The 3,524-nt window shown below is 70.2% G+C and carries 2 protein-coding genes and 1 pseudogene; all 3 read left to right on the forward strand.

What is annotated here, in order from left to right; genetic code table 11:
* Positions 1-77 precede the first annotated feature (77 nt).
* Positions 78-1,475: an MFS transporter gene (locus tag ACQKIP_RS43015; protein WP_365854859.1), complete on the forward strand. Its 1,398-nt coding sequence runs from the start codon at positions 78-80 to the stop codon at positions 1,473-1,475.
* Positions 1,472-2,701: an FAD-dependent monooxygenase gene (locus tag ACQKIP_RS43020; protein ID WP_365854861.1), complete on the forward strand. Its 1,230-nt coding sequence runs from the start codon at positions 1,472-1,474 to the stop codon at positions 2,699-2,701. Before ACQKIP_RS43015 ends, ACQKIP_RS43020 begins: the two co-directional genes overlap by 4 nt.
* Positions 2,702-2,735: 34 nt before the next feature.
* A pseudogene (locus ACQKIP_RS43025) lies at positions 2,736-3,524 on the forward strand (glycoside hydrolase); the annotation flags it as partial.

Here is a 3,524-nt window from a genome sequence, read left to right on the forward strand (position 1 = left end):
GTGTAGTGTAATACTGGTCCGGTGAATCGCCCGACTCATCCGCCCGGCCCGGGCCGGGCAATGACGGAAGGACGTCCATGACCGCAACCCTGACTCCGCCGGTCCGCATCCCGAAGGGCGCCGTCCGGGCCCTCGGCCTGCTGGCACTTGCCACCGGCGCCCTGGAGTCGGTGGTGACACCGACACTCCCGCTCCTGCAACGCGAGTTGGACATGAGTCCGGCCGAAGGGGCGTTACTCAGCATCGTTCTCCTCATCACCGGCGCGCTCATCACCCCGGTCGCGGGCAAGTTCGGCGACCGCTACGGCGGAAAGCGGGTCCTGATACGGCTGATGGCGGTGGTCGCGACCGGCGGCCTGGTGTCCGCCCTGGCGCCGAACCTGCCCGTACTGCTGCTCGGTCAGGTACTGCAGGGAGCGATGGTGGGCGCGCTGCCCCTGTCGTTCATCCTGGTGCGCAAGTACCTCCCCGCCGGCGAGTCGAAGGTGGCCATCGGCACAGTCAGCGGGCTGTTCGTCGGGGGCGGGATGGCGGGCACACTGTCGGCCGGGCCGGTGGCCGAAGGCCTGTCCCGGCACTGGATGTTCGCGCTGCCGACCATCGCGGTCATCGGGGCAACCATCCTGGTGAACAGGCTGATGCCGCACGACGCGCCGGACCGGTCGGACGACGCCGGGATCGACTGGGCCGGCCTCGTCCTGCTGAGCGGGACGCTGGTCACGCTCATGCTCGTACTGGCCCTCGCGCCCGAACTCGCCGCACAGCCCCTCGTACTGGGCGCCCTCGTCGTGGTCCTCGCCGCCTTCGTGACCGGATGGACGGCCGTCGAGCGCCGCGCGGCCTCACCGATGGTCGACCTGCGCATGCTGGCACGGCCCGCGGTGTGGAAGTCATGTGTGCTGACGTTCGTGATCTGCGTCGGCACCTCGGTGCCGGTCTATCTCGTCCCGCAACTGTTCGATGTGCCCGCCGACGCGTACGGATTCGGGGCCAGCGCCACCGAGATCGGCTTCTTCCTGCTGCCGGGCGCCGTGGCCGCTTCGCTCGCCGGGCCGATCGGCGGGATCGGGGCGCGGCGTTACGGCTCGCGTGCCGTGGTCACCGCCGGGATCGTCATCATGGTCGTCGGCCTGATCTCCCTGGCAGCGATACACACCGAGATCTGGCACCTCGTCGTCGGCAAGATGCTGATCGCCCTCGCCAACGGCCTGTGCGTCACGGCGATGGTCACGAGCACCGCCACCTCCGTCGACCAGAGCGACACCGGCATCGCCACCAGCCTCGTCCTGGTGACCCGCGTGCTCGGCTTCGCGGTGGGTTCGCAGGCCAGTGGTGCGCTCCTCACCGCCGCCACCCCCGCCGGGTCGGACATACCGGCTGAATCGGCCTTCGTCACCGGTTTCGTCGTGGCGGGTGTCGTCACCGCACTGGCCCTGCTTGTCGCCCGCACCATGAGCAAAGGAGTCAAGGAATGACCACCACAGGCCTGTTGAGGAACATCAGCGGAAGTCCGAGGCGCACGGCCCTGGTATCCGGGGCCAGCATCGCGGGACCGGCCCTCGCGTACTGGCTGAACCGCCACGGGTTCGCGGTCACGGTGGTCGAGAAGGCGAACGCCCTGCGCGGCGGCGGCTACCCCATCGACATACGCGGCACCGCACTTGAGGTCGTCCGGCGGATGGGCATCCTGCCGCGGCTGCGGGAGGCGCACATCGATCTGCGCAGGCTGACCTTCCTCGACGCGGACGGCAGCGAGGTCGCCTCGATCAACCCGCACGCCGTGACCGGCGGAGTCGCGGGGCGGGACATCGAGGTGCGGCGCGGAGACCTGACCGACGCGCTCCACTCGGCCGTCCGTGACGACGTGGAGTTCCTGTTCGACGACTCCATCGCCGCCCTCGACCAGTCGTCCGGCCAAGGCGTCGACGTCACCTTCCACGGGGGCGGCAGGCGTACGTTCGACATGGTCTTCGGCGCGGACGGCATGCACTCACGTACCCGCGAGTTCCTCTTCGGCCCCGAGGAGCAGTTCCACCGGTACCTCGGCTACTGCTTCGCCGGATTCACCATGCGCAACACGTTCGGGCTCTCCGACGAGCTCTTGATGTGGAACACCCCCGGCAGGGCCGCGGCCCTCTACGCCGTGGGGAACAGCGACCACGTACACGCCTTCCTCAACTTCGCCCGGCCGCAACCGCCGTACGACGCGTTCAGGAACCCCGGCGCCCAACGGGACCTGGTCGCCGCCGTCTTCGCCGACGCGGGCTGGGAGGTGCCGGGCATGCTGGCCGCCCTGCGCGACGCCGACGACCTGTTCTTCGACGGGGTCAGCCAGATCCGTATGCCCTGCTGGTCGAGCGGCAGGGTCGCGCTGGTGGGTGACGCCGCGTACGCGCCCTCGTTCCTCACCGGGCAGGGCTCAAGCCTCGCGCTCGTCGGCGCGTACATGCTCGCCGGTTCGGTGGCCGACCGGGACCATGTCGCGGGCTTCGCCGCCTACGAACACGACACCCGTGCCTTCGTGACCGTGAACCAGGATCAGGTCGGCAAGGGCGACGCCGCGCTCTTCCCGACGACCGCCCGGGCCCTGGAGCAGCGCAACACCATGCTGCGCAACCTCAGCGCCATGCCGTCCGCGCCCGCCGCGGAGGGGAGACCGGCACATTCGGCCCTCGCCCTGCCCGAATTCAGTGCCTCTTAAAAACTTCTTACGCGCAACCCCGAAGCTCTCCCCCGTGAATCACGTGCAGAGCAACAGCAGTCAGACACACAAGGCACGGCACGGCGACGTCGCGGGCGCGACGCGCCGGCGCCGCATCCGTACGTACGGCATCGCCGCGGCTGTCGTACTGACCGTCACGACGGCGTCGGCCGGATATCTGGCCATGGCCGAGCCGTCGGCCGACGGCGGCACGGCGAGCGAACCACCCCAAGTGCACGGCAGCGCGGTCGACTTCACCGTGCGGGGTGGTGTCGCCCGCGTGGACACCGGGTCGCTGCGCGTCACGGGCCGCACCGGCGACGGGGCCTCGCTCCCGGTGTCCGGCGCGGCGGGACAGCAGCTCGGCAAGCCGGGCAAGGTGACCGTGCACGGCGGCACGGCCCGCTGGTCGTACCCCGGCAAGAAGCTCACCGTCACGGCGGGAAGCGAGCACGGCAGGCTGCGCATGACGGTGCGCTCCGATGCCGACCAGAACCTGTCCTGGCCCAGTACCGCGCCGGGCGCGGGCGGAGCGCTCCAGATTCCGCGCGGCGAGGGCCTGCGCGTCCCGGTCGGCGACACCTTCTGGAACTCCGCCGAAGCCGGCCTGAAGGACTCCGAGGCCGAGCTCTCGGGCGGCCTCACCCTGCCCGCCTGGGGCTACACCCGGGGCAAGCACGGCGTCAGCTACATCGTGCCGGAGGAGGTGGGCACTTCCCTGGGCTTCGCCTCGAAGGACGGCCGGATCAGCTCCACTGCGCGGCATGAGTTCTCGCAGCGCGAGCAGACCCGCGACTACACGGTGCACTTCTCCCTCACGGAC

This window comes from Streptomyces sp. NPDC059900 (genome assembly GCF_050270335.1).
Classification (GTDB): domain Bacteria; phylum Actinomycetota; class Actinomycetes; order Streptomycetales; family Streptomycetaceae; genus Streptomyces.

Bases quoted from the DNA above. Each gene is read 5' to 3' on its own strand.
- ACQKIP_RS43015 (WP_365854859.1), top strand. From the start codon at position 78: ATGACCGCAACCCTGACTCCGCCGGTCCGCATCCCGAAGGGCGCCGTC.
- ACQKIP_RS43020 (WP_365854861.1), top strand. From the start codon at position 1,472: ATGACCACCACAGGCCTGTTGAGGAACATCAGCGGAAGTCCGAGGCGC.